The organism is Tatumella sp. UBA2305 (assembly GCF_002345795.1).
Classification (GTDB): Bacteria; Pseudomonadota; Gammaproteobacteria; order Enterobacterales; family Enterobacteriaceae; genus Tatumella; species Tatumella morbirosei.
In genome coordinates this window covers 1-15,393 of record NZ_DDVT01000010.1, presented here as the reverse complement: position 1 = coordinate 15,393, position 15,393 = coordinate 1, and the positions used below count along the sequence as shown (strand labels likewise).

Here is a 15,393-nt window from a genome sequence, read left to right as displayed (position 1 = left end):
GTTCACAGCAATGACGGCGATGCCACTGCTGACAGCGACGATTGAGAATGTGCTTAACCGTGTTCTTTATCAGGATCGCGGCCTGAAACCGGCACGTCAGCGACTGAAAGGGAAAGTTCTGACACTGAAATTCAGTGAGTTTTCCCGGCCACTGGTGCTGGTTTTCGGTGAACAGCAACTGGATGTGGTGGGTGACTGGCAGGACAGCAGCGATTGTACTGTCTCACTGGCATTAGGTGTATTGCCAGAGTTGCGTGACCGGCAGAATCTGACCTCACTGATTCGTCAGGGAAAACTGGATGTACAGGGCGATCTGCAGGTTATTCAGCAGTTTTCAGCACTGATGGATCTGGCCGAATTGGATCCGGCGGAGTATCTGGCACCGTTTGTCGGAGATATTGTTGCTCAGGGAATCAGCCGGGCAGGACAACGATTGTTTTCCTTTGTCCGGCAGGATATCAGCAGCAGGCAACGGCAACTGGGAGAAACACTGACCGAGGAATGGCGGGCAGCACCTGGCGCACTCGAAGTGGCGTGGTTTTGTGAAGAAACAGCGGCACTGGACAAAAAGCTGGCAGCGCTGGATGCGCGGCTGGCGCAATGGGAGAAGAAATGACTGTTGGAGAAATTCGGCGACTCTATTTCATTATTCGTATTTTTTTGTCTCATGGCCTGGATGAACTGATCCCAAGGACCCGTCTGACTTTGCTGGTGCGTCTTTGGCGGCGGTGTATCTTTTGGATCCCTAATCGTCACCCGAAGGAAGAGTTGGGTGTACGTTTAAGGATGGCACTTGAACAACTCGGACCGGTCTGGATTAAGTTCGGTCAGATGCTGTCAACACGACGAGATTTGTTTCCACCGGAGATTGCTGATCAACTGTCCGCATTGCAGGACAAAGTTCCTCCTTTCGACGGCATCAGAGCGAAAGCACAAATTGAAAAGTCCCTTGGCGGACCGGTGGAACAATGGTTTGACGATTTTGAAATCACCCCGTTGGCATCTGCTTCGATTGCTCAGGTCCACACTGCGACCCTGAAAGAGAATGGTCAGCATATTGTTATTAAGGTTATCCGCCCGGATATCCTGCCAGTTATCAAAGCGGATATGCGGCTGATTTACCGACTGGCGCGCTGGGTTCCACGTTTGCTGCCTGACGGCAGACGGCTACGGCCGGTCGAAGTCGTCAGGGATTACGAAAAAACGTTGATTGACGAGCTCAATTTGCTACGCGAAGCTGCAAATGCCATTCAGCTGAGGCGAAATTTCGACAACAGTAAGATGTTGTATGTCCCTCTGATTTATTCGGACTATTGTAGTGAAAGCATGCTGGTGATGGAGCGGATCTACGGAATTCCCATTTCCGACACTGCCACCCTGAGAGCACATGGCGTTAATATGCAATTGCTGGCTGAACGTGGTGTTCAGGTATTTTTTACCCAGGTGTTTCGTGACAGCTTTTTCCATGCAGATATGCACCCTGGCAACATCTTTGTCAGTTACGAGCACCCGGAAGATCCACAATATATTGGTATCGACTGCGGAATTGTTGGCTCTTTAAATAAAGATGATAAACGCTATCTGGCAGAAAATTTTATCGCTTTCTTTAATCGCGATTACCGGCGGGTCGCTGAACTGCATGTCGATTCCGGCTGGGTTCCCCCGGATACGAATGTGGAAGATTTTGAATTTTCTATCCGTACAGTGTGTGAACCTATTTTCGAAAAGCCGCTGGCCGAAATCTCATTTGGTCATGTGCTGCTCAATCTGTTCAATACCGCACGTCGGTTCAATATGGAAGTTCAGCCTCAACTGGTTCTGTTACAGAAAACATTATTGTATGTTGAAGGCATTGGGCGTCAGCTGTACCCACAACTGGATCTGTGGAAAACGGCCAAACCTTTCCTTGAAGAATGGATTAAAGATCAGGTTGGCTTACCCGCTATATGGCGGGCAGTAAAATCAAAAGCGCCTTCCTGGGCTGAAAAATTACCTGAGCTGCCGGAGTTGTTTTATGACGGAATGCGGCAGCATAAATTACTGAAGCATAGTGTAGATAAACTGGCCCTTGAAATGAATGCTCAGCGTGTCCGGCACAGTCAGGCCCGCTATCTGCTGGGGATGGGGGCAGTATTTATGTTAAGTGGTACGGCCATTGCTATCGGCCGACCGCAGTGGGATGTTACTTCGGCAATACTGATTGTTGCTGGTGTGTTAACATGGATCATCGGTTGGCGTAAGACAAACTGATTGTCAGCCTTATCCCAAACGCGCTACTGTCGGGGGAATGAGGTGTTTTTACACGCTGTGTTTTGTTGGATCATAGATCTTCAGAGGTTAAGAAATGGGCGGCATTAGTATCTGGAAGTTACTTATCATTGTAGTCATTCTGGTGCTGTTGTTTGGTACCAAAAAACTGCGTGGACTGGGGTCGGATTTAGGATCTTCAATCAAAGGTTTCAAAAAAGCCATGAGCGATGAAGATGATAAAAAGAGTAAAGATGCGGATTTCCCCGCAAAACCACTCTCTGACGAATTACCTACTTCTTCTAAGAAAGAAGAATCCCGTAAAGACAACGATCAGGTATAACCCGTGTTCGATATAGGTTTTAGTGAGCTCTTACTGATATTCGTGATTGGTCTGATTGTGCTTGGGCCTCAACGGTTACCTGTGGCGGTGAAAACAGTCGTTGGCTGGATCCGTGCCATGCGCTCTCTGGCAGCCAATGTACAGAATGAACTGGCTCAGGAGTTAAAACTGCAGGAGTTACAGGATAGCCTGAAAAAAGTGGAAGAGGCTGGTAAAGGCACTCTTTCGCCAGAGCTGAAGGAGTCAATGGACGAACTGCGGAAAACGGCCGAATCGATGAAACGGACTTACCGGGAGGCCACAGACCTTGAAGGCGAGGATGATAAGGCAAATACCGCGACTTCCGGTGAGCAGCCAACCATTCATCAGCCAGCCACCAATGTTGCCCCGGAACCAGTGAATCCGCCAGCTCCGGTACAGACCGGGACAACGGCAGAAGTGCCTCAGCACCCAACACACTCTTCTGCAGAAACATCAGTGAAAGCAGAACATCAGACAGCCAGCAGTGTTAAAACGGAACCCGTGTCCGATACTAAACCTGCCTCACCGGTAAGCGAAGAACGATAATCATGGAAGTACAAGATACTCAACCGCTGATCAGCCACCTGATTGAGCTACGTAAGCGCTTGCTTTATTGCATTGTGTCCGTGCTGGTGATATTTCTCTGCCTGGTGTATTTTTCCAATGACATCTATCAACTGGTGGCAGCGCCACTGATTCGTCAGATGCCTACGGGTGCCAGCATGATTGCAACGGATGTTGCATCACCTTTCTTTACGCCGATTAAACTCACCATTATTGTCTCGATTTTTCTGTCTGTACCGGTGATTCTCTACCAGTTGTGGGCCTTTGTGGCACCCGCGCTCTACCGGCACGAACGCAAGCTGATAATGCCGTTACTGTTTTCCAGCTCGTTACTGTTCTACATTGGTGTTTGCTTTGCTTATTTTGTGGTGTTCCCGCTGGCGTTTGGTTTTTTTGCCAAAACCGTGCCGCACGGCGTACAGATTGCTACAGATATCAGTAATTACCTCGATTTTGTGATGGCGTTGTTCCTCGCTTTCGGGGTGGCGTTTGAGGTGCCGGTGGCGATTGTATTGCTGTGCTGGACCGGGATTACCTCGCCCGATGATCTGAAAAAGAAACGTCCTTATATGCTGGTAGGGGCATTTGTGGTGGGTATGTTATTAACCCCGCCGGACGTTTTTTCCCAAACTTTGCTCGCTATTCCGATGTACTGCCTGTTCGAAGTCGGCGTATTCTTCTCACGTTACTACGTAGGAAAAGGACGTTGGGATAAGGACCAGGATCAGGATACAGACTCCTGAGCTCCCAACTCAGGTCCCGTCACTGCGTGAAGGGCTAACTAAAACCACCCGTCAGGGTGGTTGAGATTTTTGGGAAAAATTATGTTTGATATTGGAGTCAACCTGACCAGTACGCAGTTTGCTAAGGATCGTAAGCAAGTGGTAGCCCGCGCGCGCGCGGCAGGGGTATCCGGAATGCTTATCACCGGAACTAACGCACTGGAGAGTCAGCAGGCATTATCGCTGGCGAAACAACATTCCGGATATTGCTGGTCCACTGCTGGCGTTCATCCCCACCATGCCAGTGAATGGTCACAGGAAACGGCAGGAACTCTGCGCCGCCTGGCTGGCCAGCCCGAAGTCGTTGCAATCGGTGAATGCGGGCTCGACTTCAACCGTAATCTCTCCGACCATAATCAACAGGAATACGCATTTGATGCGCAACTGGCGCTAGCGGCTGAGTTGCAACTACCGGTATTCCTGCATTGTCGTGAGGCTCATCAGCGCTTTATGGCCGTTTTATCCCCCTGGCTCGACAAAATACCGGCAGCGGTAGTGCATTGCTTTACCGGCAACCGTCAGGAACTGGAAGAGTGTCTGGCCGCAGGTCTGTCGGTGGGAATTACTGGCTGGGTCTGTGACGAACGCAGGGGGTTGGAGTTAAGAGAGTTACTGACGTTAATTCCGGGTGACCGTTTGCTGCTGGAAACTGATGCTCCGTACCTTATTCCGCGAGATATGCATCCCCGGCCACCTTCACGACGAAATGAACCCTGCTTCCTGCCACACATTGTGCAGCAGGTTGCTGGCTGGAGAAATGAAGAGACTGAGCAACTGGCACAACAGATTGATCATAATGCGCGGCAGTTATTTCGGTTGAACTAATCAGATTTTCCGGAATTGCTGATTGCTGACACTGCGGACGACCTGCTTATTCAACAGATTCAACAGTAATATTGAGCGGGATTCACCCTCCGGTTCGGCAAAAATCGCCCGTAAGCCCTCGAATGTCCCGGCGATAATCTCGACTTCATCTCCCTGCCGGGGCAGTTCTTCTGACAGAAGTGCCTGATAATCGTGACTGGTGATGCTCTCAATCACTTCTTCCGGGACCGTCGCAGGCAGAGCGCCGAATCTGACAAAGTGGCTGACGCCACGGGTAGCAGCGATGGTCGTGGTATGAATAACTTCAGGCGAGAAGCGGATAAACAAGTAATTTGGAAACAAAGGCTCACTCACCTTACTGAGTTTACCGCGAACTGTTTTTTCTACCTCAATCATCGGACTCATACAGGCAACACCCTGACGTTCCAGATGTTCCTGGGCCCTCAACAGCTGACCACGTTTGCAAAAAAGTAAGTACCATGATTCCATAACAGCTCCAGATAGCAGGCAGCCAAGAATAGCAAAACCGGTAACAGAGTTATAGGCTATTCATTAACGTAAATCAGTGGTGTAGCCTTTGCTGTTAGCGGAAATTTAATTATTTTTAATCTGTGCTGAACCCCGTGAGTTGCTGCGTCAGATAGTCCGGCAGTGAACACGGATAATTTATCACTCACCCGCATAGAGGGTTAATAAATTTCAGCATCCTGATGCGAACATCCCTATAATGACCAGATTATCTCCGGCAACAAAGTAAAAACCTCATGAAATATCAGGACTTAAGAGACTTCCTGCAACAACTTGAGCAGCGTGGCGAGTTAAAAAGAATCAGTTACCCTGTTGATCCTGCATTAGAAATGACCGAGATCGCAGACCGGACGCTACGGGCCGGCGGACCAGCCTTGTTGTTTGAAAATCCTAAAGGCTATGACATGCCGGTACTTTGTAATCTGTTTGGTACTGCCAAACGGGTGGCGATGGGGATGGGGCAGGAGGATGTCAGTGCGTTACGTGATGTCGGTGAACTGCTGGCATTCCTTAAAGAACCCAGCCCGCCGAAAGGTTTTCGTGACTTATTTGAACAAATGCCGCGTTTCAAACAAGTACTGAATATGCCAACCAAGCGTCGTAGTCATGCTCCCTGCCAGGAAATAGTCTTACAAGGCGATGAGGTCGATCTGGCGTCGGTTCCTGTCATGACTTGTTGGCCGGAAGATGCTGCCCCGCTGATTACCTGGGGCCTGACGGTCACCCGTGGGCCACATAAAGAACGACAAAATCTTGGCATCTATCGTATGCAGGTGATTGGCAGGAACCGGCTGATTATGCGCTGGCTGTCTCATCGTGGTGGTGCGCTTGATTTTCAGGAATGGTGTAAAGCCCATCCCGGAGAACGTTTTCCGGTTTCTGTGGCTTTAGGGGCAGACCCAGCAACTATCCTGGCCGCGGTTACCCCTATCCCTGACAGTTTATCGGAGTATGCTTTTGCCGGATTGCTGAGAGGCACTAAGACTGAGGTCGTCAAATCACTGTCTAATGAACTGGAAGTCCCGGCCAGTGCCGAAATTATCCTTGAAGGATATATTGAACAGGGTGATATGGCTCCGGAAGGCCCTTACGGGGACCATACCGGTTATTATAATGAAGTGGATAACTTTCCGGTATTTACGGTAACGCATATTACCAAACGCCAGCAGGCCATTTATCATTCAACCTACACCGGCCGTCCGCCAGATGAACCTGCCTCCCTCGGGGTGGCTCTGAATGAAGTGTTGGTCCCGATTCTGATTAAGCAGTTTCCTGAAATTGTCGATTTTTATCTGCCCCCGGAGGGTTGTTCTTACCGGCTGGCGGTAGTGACAATGAAGAAACAATATGCCGGACACGCGAAACGCGTTATGTTTGGGGTATGGTCGTTCCTGCGACAATTTATGTACACTAAGTTTGTCATTGTCTGCGATGATGATGTGAATGCCCGTGACTGGAATGATGTTATCTGGGCGATTACCACCCGGATGGACCCGGCCAGAGATACGGTGATTGTTGAAAACACACCCATCGACTATCTGGATTTTGCTTCACCGGTGTCCGGGCTGGGGTCGAAAATGGGTATGGATGCCACGAATAAATGGCCGGGAGAAACGGATCGTGAATGGGGACGACCGATCGTCAAAGATCCCCGTGTCACGGCAAGGATTGATGAAATCTGGGATGAGCTGGCAATTTTCGAACCTCAACCCAAACGTTAACCGACAACCACCCAATTTAGTTGATGACCCGACAGAGGGAATGCATGACAAGATTAAGCTGTAAAGTAATTTCTGTAGAAACTATTACCGACACTGTCTATCGGGTCCGGTTAGTTCCAGAGTCCGACTATGATTTTCAGGCAGGACAGTATCTGATGGTCGTGATGGAAGAGAACGATAAACGTCCGTTCTCACTGGCATCAACCCCAATGGAAAAAGATATTATCGAACTACATATCGGGGCTTCAGACCATAACCTGTATGCAATGGCGGTTATGGACCGTATCCGTGAACAGCGGAAAATTACGGTCGATATGCCACATGGTAATGCAGGGTTGCGGGATGACAGTGATCGTCCGATTATTCTGGTCGCCGGAGGTACCGGATTCTCTTATGCGCGCTCTATCCTGCTGACTGCCCTGTCACAGAACCCCCAACGCGAAATCGCCATTTACTGGGGAGGACGTGAACCTCAGCATATTTATGATCTGGAAGAACTGAATGCCCTGGCGGTACGGCATCCTAACCTGAAAGTTGTGCCGGTGGTCGAGCAGCCTGATGACAGTTGGCAGGGTCGTACCGGGACAGTATTACCGACAGTCATTCAGGATTACTCTTCTCTGAAAAACTACGATATCTACATTGCCGGTCGTTTCGAAATGGCGAAAGTTGCGCGTGATCGTTTCTGCGCTGAACGTGACGCTGTCAGTAGCCAGATTTACGGTGATGCATTCGCCTTTATCTGATGTTGTCGGTCTGATATCAACGCAGGCGTGACGGTGGATGACCATCACGCCTGCGGCATTTTATACCCGTTCAAAAACGGTCGTTATTCCCTGACCGAGCCCGATGCACATGCTGGCGACACCAAATTCGACATCATGTTCTTGCATCTGATGGATAAGCGTAGTGCAGATTCGACTGCCGGAACAGCCGAGTGGATGCCCCAGAGCTATTGCACCTCCCCGCAGATTGACCTTTTCATCCAGTTGATCTGCCAGCCCGAGATCCTTGATACAGGGCAGCGTCTGTGCAGCAAAAGCTTCGTTAAGTTCAAATAGCCCAATATCAGCAATGCTCAGTCCGGCACGCTGCAACGCTAACCGTGTTGCCGGGACGGGGCCATAGCCCATCAGTGACGGGTCACATCCGGTTACGGCCATGCTGCGAACCCGGGCCAGCATTGGTAATCCGAGGCTACGGGCGCGGCTTTCACTCATTATCAGCATTCCTGACGCACCATCCGAGAGTGCTGAAGAATTCCCGGCAGTGACGCTGCCATTGACGGGGTCAAAGGCCGGTGGCAGGGCGGCTAAACTTTCCATACTGGTGTCATGGCGAATCACTTCGTCACAACTCATCCGGAACAACACGCCCCCGGCATCATGAGCGTAAACCGGGGTGATTTCCCGCAGGAACTGCCCGCTGATGGTTGCCTGCCATGCCCGCTGGTGTGAACGCAGCGCAAAACTGTCCTGTAGTTCACGGCTGATACCGTGCATCCGGGCCAACATTTCAGCAGTCAGTCCCATCATACCGGCAGCCTTCGCCACGGTTCTGCTAAGCTGCGGATGAAAATCTACCCCGTGAGACATGGGAACATGTCCCATATGTTCGACACCACCCACCAGGCAACTGTCGGCATCTCCTACCATAATTGCGCGGCTGGCATCATGCAGTGCCTGCATGGATGAACCACATAGCCGGTTGACGGTGGTCGCCGGTACCTGCACCGGAATTTCGGCCAGCAGAGCCGCATTGCGTGCAATGTTAAATCCCTGTTCGAGGGTTTGCTGCACACACCCCCAGACAATATCGCTCAGTGATGCCGGATCCAGTGCCGGATGACGCAACAGAATTTGCTGCATTATGTGCGCAGATAGATCTTCAGCCCGTAAATGACGGAACGCCCCGCCCTTTGAACGGCCCATTGGGGTTCGCAACGCTTCTACAATCACAACGTTTTCCATTTACGCTCTCCCTTGGTCAGAATTCAGGGGACCTGCTATCGGCGCCGGAGGGGAATACCAACTCTGCTGCTGACGGCCTTTTTCCGTTAGCAATGCCGGCGCATGGTACAGTGGTGATAATCCGGTAAACTGTGCGGACTGTTGCAGGAAATGGTCTGATCCCAGGCTGTCAAGGTAACGAAAAACACCGCCGCGAAATGCGGGGAATCCCAGCCCGTAAACCAGCGCCATATCAGCTTCTGCCGGAGAGGCGATGATATTTTCTTCAAAACACCTCACCACTTCATTGATCATCGGAATCATCATCCGTTGGAGTATTTCTTCATCGGTAAATAAGCGGGAGGGGGCACAAACCCCTGCCAGTAATTCTGAAGTTTGCGGATCGGCCGTTTTCTTCATTTTGCCTTTGCGGTCGGTTTCCCAGAGCCAGAAGCCCTGGTGATTTTTCTGCCCGTAGCGTCCGGCGTGGAACAGTGTACTTACCACATCCTTGTCAGGAATCTGCATTCTTTCCGGATAACCTTTCGCCATAACTTGCTGAGCATGGAATGCTGTGTCAATTCCCACCACATCCAGTAACCATGAGGGTCCCATCGGCCAGCCGAACTCAGATTCCATGACTTTATCTATATGCCGGTAGTCTGCGCCGTCCAGCAGTAACAGGTTGAAGGCGGCGAAATAAGGGAACAATACCCGGTTCACAAAAAATCCCGGACAATCGTTAACCACAATCGGTGTTTTGCCGAGGGCGATAGCCCAGGAAATGACTCTGTCGATAGTGGCTTCTGCGGTCTGTTCACCCCGGATAATTTCAACCAGTGGCATTTTGGGGACCGGATTAAAAAAGTGCATCCCACAAAACTGCTGCGGTCGGCTGAGCTGCCGGGCCAGCAGGCTGATGGGAATCGTCGAGGTATTGGAGGTCAGCAGGGCATGATCCGAAAGATGTTGTTCTGTCTCTGTCAGTACTTTTATCTTAATCTGTGGGTTCTCTGTGACCGCCTCAACCACGATATCGACCTGTTCGAAACCGGTATAATCCAGTGTCGGATGAATCGCGGATAGAATGCCGGCAAACTGCAGAGGAGTAATTTTCCCGCGCTGCTGTTGATCGCTTAATAATCGGGTCGCTTCGTTGATTCCGGAATCCAGAGCCTGCTGATTAATATCTTTCATTTTGACCGGAATACCCTGACGGGCAGATTGCCAGGCAATACCACCGCCCATAATTCCGGCACCTAGCACTGCAGCCAGTGTAGGGGCAGTGGTGCGGGCGGCTTTTTTCCGTGTCAGCACTTTGACATACTGGTCATTCAGAAAAATGCCAATTAATGCCCGTGCCGTTTCCGATTTTGCCAACGGGATGAAAGCGGCCCTTTCTGCGGTTAATGCATCATCGCGTGCCATACCTGCAGCGGCCTCAATGGTTTTGACTGCCGTCAGAGGGGCTGGGTAGTGAGGCCCCGCCTTTTGCCGGACCAGCGCTTTGGCCGTGGTGAAGCTCATTACGGCCTCGACGGGGCTTAGTTTTAATGCCGCCAGTTTCTGACGGCGGCGAGCCTGCCAGTAATTTTCTGTACTGACTTCATTCAGCATGGTGACAGCGGCGGTCCGAAGCTTATCGACTGGGACGATAGCATCGGCAAGGCCCAGATGTAGTGCGGTTTCTGCGTCAACATCTTTACCTGCGGTGATGATTTCCAGGGCGCTGTCGGCGCCAATGAGCCTCGGCAGCCGCACAGTCCCCCCGAAGCCCGGGATAATGCCCAGCCGGGTCTCCGGTAAGCCGATCCGGACATCCGGAGCGACCAGACGAAAATCGGTTGCCAGTACGCATTCACAGCCGCCGCCCAGTGCGTAACCGTTAATGGCCGACAGGGTGGGAACTGGCAGGTCTTCAAGGCGGCAAAACGTCTGGTTGGCAAATATCAGCCATTGATGAATCTGTTGATCATCGGCTGCAAACAGAGATAAAAACTCATTAATATCCGCACCGACAATAAACGCAGGTTTAGCCGAAGCCAGAATCAGGCCCCTGAGCTCTGGCAGGGCTTCAAGCCTGTCAAGTGCGGCACTTAAACTAAGGATTGTTCCGGTATCCAGAGTATTAACTGAACCCCGGGCATTAAATTCCAGCATGGCGATGCCATCATCGAGCCAGCTTAGGGTAAGTGTATCGCCCTGATAGAGCATGTCAGCCTCCTGCATTTGCGAAAGGGATCTGGTCGTACCAGATGATTGAGTGTGAAATTTTGGTGGTTTATTTGCAAATTAATTGCATCTTATTTGTTACCAGGATCACATCAGTGGCGGGCACGGCATCAGGATAAGAGCTGTGTTAAAATAATCAAAAATGCGAACGGCGAAGAGGCTTGGGATGAATTCACTAAATGAACTGTATAAATCGCATCTGATGACATTGCAGCAGCATGCTCAGCAGGTTCTGGCAGCCGGTAATCTGGAAGCCTTACTCATCCATTCCGGAGAATTGCAGAATGTATTTCTTGATGATCACACTTATCCCTTTAAGGTGAATCCGCAATTTAAAGCCTGGCTGCCTGTCACTCAGAATCCTAACTGCTGGCTATGGATTGATGGGGTCAGCAAACCAAAATTATGGTTTTATTCGCCGGTGGATTACTGGCATAAACCGGAACAGGTCCCTGAGAGTTTCTGGACCGATGAATTTGAGATCACTGAACTGCGCGACAAGGCACATATCGCTCAACTTTTACCGGCTGACCGCTCGCGGGTGGCTTATATTGGCCCGGTTACCGAACGTGGCCGGCAATTAGGGATTATTGAATCGCATATCAATCCGCAGGCTGTTATTGATTATCTTCATTACTACCGCAGTTTTAAGACTGACTATGAACTGTTCTGCATGCGTGAGGCGCAGAAAATTGCGGTGGCGGGTCACCGGGCTGCCAGACAGGCTTTTTTCTCTGGTCAGAGTGAGTTTCAGATCAATTCGGCCTATTTGCTGGCGACAGGGCAGCGTGATACTGATGTCCCTTATGGAAATATTGTGGCACTGAACGAACATGCCTCTTACCTGCATTACACACAACTGGATTTCCATGCTCCTGAGGTTTCCCTTAGCTTTCTGCTGGATGCCGGTGCCGAATATAATGGTTATGCTGCCGACCTGACCCGCAGTTATGCCGCAGATGCAGGGTCTGATTACGCTGATCTGGTGACCCGGATGGATCAGCATCAGCAGGCATTGATCAACACTCTGCAGGCAGGCACCAATTATGCAGACTATCATCTGCAGATGAATCAGAGAATTGCCAGTATCTTGTGCGAGTTTGACCTGGTGACCGGACTTAGCGAAGAAGCTCTGGTGAGTGAAAATATCACTTCAGTCTTTATGCCACATGGCGTGGGTCATCTGTTGGGTTTACAGGTGCATGATGTCGCCGGATTTATGCAGGATGATCAGGGGACACATTTGGCTGCGCCATCTCACTACCCGTGGCTGCGGTGTACCCGTACCCTGGCGCCCGGGATGGTGCTGACAATAGAACCGGGTCTCTATTTTATTGATTCATTGTTGTCTCCCTGGCGGCAGGGAAGTTTCAGTAAGCACTTTAACTGGCAGCGTATTGATCAACTGCGGCCGTACGGAGGTATCCGCATTGAAGATAACGTTATTATCCGTGATGATGGTATCGAAAACATGACCCGTGACCTGCAGTTAGCCTGATGGATGCTTATGAAATTCCGTCATCTGATCTCTGTGTGACGGAAGATACAATTAAGAAAAGTCGCTTCATTACCTACCTCGCCCATACTGAAGGGGCTGAGGCGGCGCGGTTATTTGTCCGGCAAATAAAAGAATTGCATCCTGATGCACGACACCATTGCTGGGCATGGGTCGCGGGTGCCCCGGACGATTCACAGCAACTGGGTTTTTCGGATGATGGTGAACCTTCCGGAACAGCAGGAAAACCTATGCTTGCCCAGTTAATGGGGAGTGGGCTGGGGGAAGTCACGACAGTAGTGGTTCGTTATTACGGTGGTATCATGCTGGGCACCGGAGGGTTGGTAAAAGCCTATGGCGGGGGGGTGAGGACGGGGCTTTCCATGCTTATCCGTCGGACCAAAGTCCCTATGCAGGAATTCAAACTATGTTGTGATTACGGGCAACTGTCTGAGATTGAACGAATGCTTGAACTACACCAGGGACAAATCATTCGTAGTGATTATCAGGCTGATATTACTCTGATGCTGGCATTACCCTATGGCCAGGTCGATGACTTTGAACAACATCTCACGGATTTCAGCCGGGGCAAATTACAGCTTCAGCGGGTAAATCAACAACCGTTATCTTGTTAAGGACAGGCAAATGCACTTTCGTGCTATTACCCGCATCGTGGGTTTATTAATCATTATTTTCTCCGTCACCATGATTTTGCCAGGTCTGGTGGCCCTGATCTATCGTGATGGTGCAGGCAGGGCCTTCAGCCAGACATTTATTATGGCGTTGCTGATCGGCTCGGTATTATGGTGGCCTAACCGTAAGCAAAAGGGAGAACTGAAGCCCCGCGAAGGTTTTCTGATCGTGGTTTTGTTCTGGACAGTGCTGGGTAGTGTCGGGGCCATGCCGTTTATTTTTGCTGAACAACCCCATCTGTCGATTACTGATGCTTTTTTTGAATCCTTTTCCGGCCTGACGACTACCGGAGCAACCACGCTGGTGGGGCTCGATTCCCTTCCGAAAGCCATCTTATTTTACCGGCAGATGTTGCAGTGGCTGGGAGGCATGGGGATTATTGTGCTGGCAGTGGCTATCTTACCTATTCTTGGCGTCGGCGGGATGCAGCTGTACCGTGCCGAGATGCCCGGGCCACTGAAAGATCATAAGATGCGGCCAAGAATTGCCGAAACTGCAAAAACACTCTGGCTCATTTATGTCTTACTGACAGTAGCTTGTGCTCTGGCACTCTGGCTGGCGGGGATGCCGCTGTTTGATGCCATCGGCCACAGTTTTTCTACCATCGCTATCGGTGGTTTTTCGACCCATGATGCAAGTATCGGCTATTTTCACAGTTCGACCATCAATACCATCATTGCAATCTTCCTGCTGATATCAGGCTGTAACTACGGTCTGCACTTTTCTTTACTGAGTGGCCGTAGTTTGCGCGGCTACTGGCGAGACCCTGAGTTCAGAGTATTTATCGGAGTTCAGTTTACTCTGGTGCTGATAGCGACTCTGATTCTCTGGATACACCACACCTACAATAGTTTGTGGCAGACATTTAATCAGGCCTTTTTCCAGGTAGTCTCTATGGCGACTACTGCCGGATTTACTACTGACAGTATTTCCCACTGGCCCTCTTTCCTGCCCATACTGCTGTTGTGTTCTGCATTTATCGGCGGTTGTGCAGGTTCGACAGGCGGTGGACTGAAAGTCATTCGTATTTTGCTGTTATGTAAACAAGGATCGCGGGAATTAAAACGCCTGGTTCACCCGAATGCGGTTTATACCATTAAGCTGGGTAATCGTGCTTTGCCGGAACGGATACTTGAAGCAGTATGGGGATTTTTCTCCGCTTATGCGTTAGTTTTTCTTGTCAGTATGCTGGCAATCATCGCCACCGGAGTTGATAACTTCTCTGCATTTGCCGCTGTCGCAGCTACCCTGAATAATCTTGGTCCCGGGCTGGGTGTGGTTGCCGACAACTTTGCCTCTATGAATGATGAAGCAAAGTGGATCCTGATATCGACGATGTTATTTGGCCGACTGGAAGTATTCACCTTATTAGTGCTGTTCACGCCGACATTCTGGCGAGAGTAAGGAATATAGAAGAATGAAGATGTTGATATTGTTTTCCAGCCGGGATGGACAAACTGAACGTATTGCCCGTTTTATCGCTGATGAAGTCCGGCCGTTAACTGAATGCGATGTGGTGAATATCCGGGATGTTGCCACTGTTAACTGGCAGGGCTATGACCGGTTGCTGATCGCTGCATCAATTCGTTACGGACGTTTCGCTCAGGAACTGCATAGTTGTATTGTTAGACATCTGCCTGAATTGCAGGCTCGTATCAGTGGTTTTATCCCGGTCAACCTTACAGCGCGTAAAGCGGATAAATGCACACCGGAAACGAACGTCTATACCCGTAAATTTCTGGAGCAGTCTCCCTGGAAACCGGACCGTTGTCTGGTAGCTGCCGGCGCATTACGTTATCCACGTTATCGTTGGTTCGACAAACTGATGATTCGCCTGATTATGAAGATAACGGGGGGCGAAACAGATACTTCGAAAGAAATTGAATACACTGACTGGCCGCAGGTAGCTGAATTTGCCAGGAATTTTGTACAGATTACCGGCAAAACGCTGTAAAAGTGGCAGGCTTGCCGAAAAAAACGTCATTCAGAAATT

General features: G+C 50.3%; 15 protein-coding genes. 12 read left to right on the top strand and 3 right to left on the bottom strand.

The annotated features are described in order from the left end of the window. Positions 1-10: 10 nt before the first annotated feature. The 6 genes from ubiJ (at position 11) to tatD (ending at position 4,782) form a co-directional block, all read left to right on the top strand. Positions 11-616, top strand: coding sequence for a ubiquinone biosynthesis protein UbiJ (gene ubiJ / locus B3Z23_RS03915; protein WP_294901894.1), 606 nt, complete (start codon positions 11-13; stop codon positions 614-616). Next, the gene (gene ubiB, locus B3Z23_RS03910; protein WP_294901765.1) at positions 613-2,250 is read left to right on the top strand and encodes a ubiquinone biosynthesis regulatory protein kinase UbiB; all 1,638 of its coding nucleotides are present in this window, start codon (positions 613-615) and stop codon (positions 2,248-2,250) included. The genes ubiJ and ubiB overlap by 4 nt, the downstream gene beginning before the upstream one ends. Before the next feature lie 94 nt (positions 2,251-2,344). Beyond that, positions 2,345-2,590 carry a twin-arginine translocase TatA/TatE family subunit gene (gene tatA, locus B3Z23_RS03905; RefSeq protein ID WP_038015359.1) on the top strand — a complete coding sequence of 82 codons (246 nt, stop codon included), beginning with the start codon at positions 2,345-2,347 and terminating at the stop codon, positions 2,588-2,590. Between the two features lie 3 nt (positions 2,591-2,593). After that, positions 2,594-3,157, top strand: a complete 564-nt coding sequence (gene tatB / locus B3Z23_RS03900; protein ID WP_294901761.1) for a Sec-independent protein translocase protein TatB — start codon at positions 2,594-2,596, stop codon at positions 3,155-3,157. A gap of 2 nt (positions 3,158-3,159) precedes the next feature. After that, the gene (gene tatC, locus B3Z23_RS03895; RefSeq protein ID WP_294901759.1) at positions 3,160-3,918 is read left to right on the top strand and encodes a Sec-independent protein translocase subunit TatC; all 759 of its coding nucleotides are present in this window, start codon (positions 3,160-3,162) and stop codon (positions 3,916-3,918) included. 81 nt (positions 3,919-3,999) lie between these two features. Continuing rightward, positions 4,000-4,782: a 3'-5' ssDNA/RNA exonuclease TatD gene (gene tatD / locus B3Z23_RS03890; protein WP_294901758.1), complete on the top strand. Its 783-nt coding sequence runs from the start codon at positions 4,000-4,002 to the stop codon at positions 4,780-4,782. On the opposite strand, the gene rfaH is transcribed toward tatD, so the two are convergent. Then, a complete protein-coding gene (rfaH, locus tag B3Z23_RS03885) occupies positions 4,783-5,271 on the bottom strand; it encodes a transcription/translation regulatory transformer protein RfaH (RefSeq protein ID WP_294901756.1) in 489 nt (162 codons plus the stop codon). Between the two features lie 275 nt (positions 5,272-5,546). On the opposite strand from rfaH, the gene ubiD reads away from it, so the two are divergent. Together ubiD and fre are read left to right on the top strand one after the other, a co-directional pair. Then, positions 5,547-7,031, top strand: coding sequence for a 4-hydroxy-3-polyprenylbenzoate decarboxylase (gene ubiD / locus B3Z23_RS03880; RefSeq protein ID WP_294901754.1), 1,485 nt, complete (start codon positions 5,547-5,549; stop codon positions 7,029-7,031). Positions 7,032-7,075: 44 nt separating this feature from the next. After that, positions 7,076-7,777: an NAD(P)H-flavin reductase gene (fre, locus tag B3Z23_RS03875; RefSeq protein ID WP_294901753.1), complete on the top strand. Its 702-nt coding sequence runs from the start codon at positions 7,076-7,078 to the stop codon at positions 7,775-7,777. 60 nt (positions 7,778-7,837) lie between these two features. Here fre and fadA read toward each other — a convergent pair whose 3' ends face one another. Continuing rightward, positions 7,838-9,001: an acetyl-CoA C-acyltransferase FadA gene (gene fadA, locus B3Z23_RS03870; RefSeq protein ID WP_294901751.1), complete on the bottom strand. Its 1,164-nt coding sequence runs from the start codon at positions 8,999-9,001 to the stop codon at positions 7,838-7,840. Continuing rightward, complete coding sequence (fadB, locus tag B3Z23_RS03865; protein WP_294901749.1) at positions 9,002-11,194, bottom strand: fatty acid oxidation complex subunit alpha FadB; 2,193 nt, start codon at positions 11,192-11,194, stop codon at positions 9,002-9,004. It abuts the gene before it with no gap. Between the two features lie 184 nt (positions 11,195-11,378). Between fadB and pepQ the strand changes: the two genes are divergently transcribed. From pepQ to hemG, 4 genes are read left to right on the top strand one after another with little or no spacing between them, the layout of a single operon-like run. Further along, complete coding sequence (pepQ, locus tag B3Z23_RS03860; protein ID WP_294901747.1) at positions 11,379-12,710, top strand: Xaa-Pro dipeptidase; 1,332 nt, start codon at positions 11,379-11,381, stop codon at positions 12,708-12,710. Then, positions 12,710-13,342 carry an IMPACT family protein gene (locus tag B3Z23_RS03855; RefSeq protein WP_294901745.1) on the top strand — a complete coding sequence of 211 codons (633 nt, stop codon included), beginning with the start codon at positions 12,710-12,712 and terminating at the stop codon, positions 13,340-13,342. The genes pepQ and B3Z23_RS03855 overlap by 1 nt, the downstream gene beginning before the upstream one ends. Positions 13,343-13,352: 10 nt before the next feature. Next, positions 13,353-14,804 (top strand): Trk system potassium transporter TrkH, encoded by a 1,452-nt coding sequence (gene trkH / locus B3Z23_RS03850; protein WP_294901743.1) that lies wholly within the window; start codon positions 13,353-13,355, stop codon positions 14,802-14,804. Between the two features lie 13 nt (positions 14,805-14,817). Beyond that, the gene (hemG, locus tag B3Z23_RS03845) at positions 14,818-15,354 is read left to right on the top strand and encodes a menaquinone-dependent protoporphyrinogen IX dehydrogenase (RefSeq protein WP_294901741.1); all 537 of its coding nucleotides are present in this window, start codon (positions 14,818-14,820) and stop codon (positions 15,352-15,354) included. The last annotated feature ends 39 nt before the right edge of the window (positions 15,355-15,393 follow it).